The sequence below is a fragment of the Polaribacter sp. BAL334 genome (genome assembly GCF_015767435.1).
Taxonomy (GTDB): domain Bacteria; phylum Bacteroidota; class Bacteroidia; order Flavobacteriales; family Flavobacteriaceae; genus Polaribacter.
In genome coordinates, this window is sequence record NZ_JADWOV010000014.1 from 1 (window position 1) to 687 (window position 687).

Annotated in this window: 2 protein-coding genes; both read left to right on the forward strand. The window is 38.1% G+C overall.

Annotation, left to right across the window (positions count from 1 at the left end):
- Window positions 1-237, forward strand: a 237-nt coding sequence (locus IU405_RS00065) for a helix-turn-helix domain-containing protein (RefSeq protein WP_197436639.1), incomplete at its 5' end; no start/stop codon positions are given.
- The coding region (locus IU405_RS00070) for a HipA N-terminal domain-containing protein (RefSeq protein WP_197436640.1) at window positions 237-687 on the forward strand (451 nt) is incomplete at its 3' end. The genes IU405_RS00065 and IU405_RS00070, both read left to right, overlap by 1 nt.

Sequence of the window (687 nt, forward strand, 5' to 3'; positions counted from 1 at the left end):
CAACTTGCTAAAGAAGCAGGAATCAATCGCTCTACAGTGACCCAAATCGAAAATGGAGGGAAAATCAATTTGCAATCTTTATTACAAGTACTAAGAGTTCTGAACTTGCTGCATGTCATGGATAGCTTTATCGTGCAGGAACAAGTAAGTCCGCTACAATTAGCAAAATTGGAGCAAAACAAAAGAAAAAGAGCCCGAAATACAAATGACAACAATCCTAAAAAATCTGATTGGTAATGATCACAACAGCCTTTGTGAAAATATGGGGAGAAACCATTGGAGCGGTTGCTTGGGATGAAAACTCAGGCACTGCTAGTTTTGAATACGAACCAAAATTCATAGCTCAACAGATAGATTTGGCTCCTTTGAAAATGCCAATCAATAATGCAGTGAATCGTATTTTCTCATTTCCTGAGCTTAGAAATACCATAACTTTTAAAGGATTGCCTGGATTGTTAGCAGATGTTTTGCCAGACGATTATGGAAACCAATTAATCAATACTTGGTTAGCGCAAAATGGACGACCTGAAAACGGTATGAATCCAGTTGAAATGCTATGCTTTATTGGAACACGAGGAATGGGAGCGCTCGAATTTGAACCATCGCAGCTAAAAGTTACGAAAAGAGCATTTGATATTGAAGTGGACGAATTGATTCAAATGTCACAGAAAATGCTCACCAAAAGAG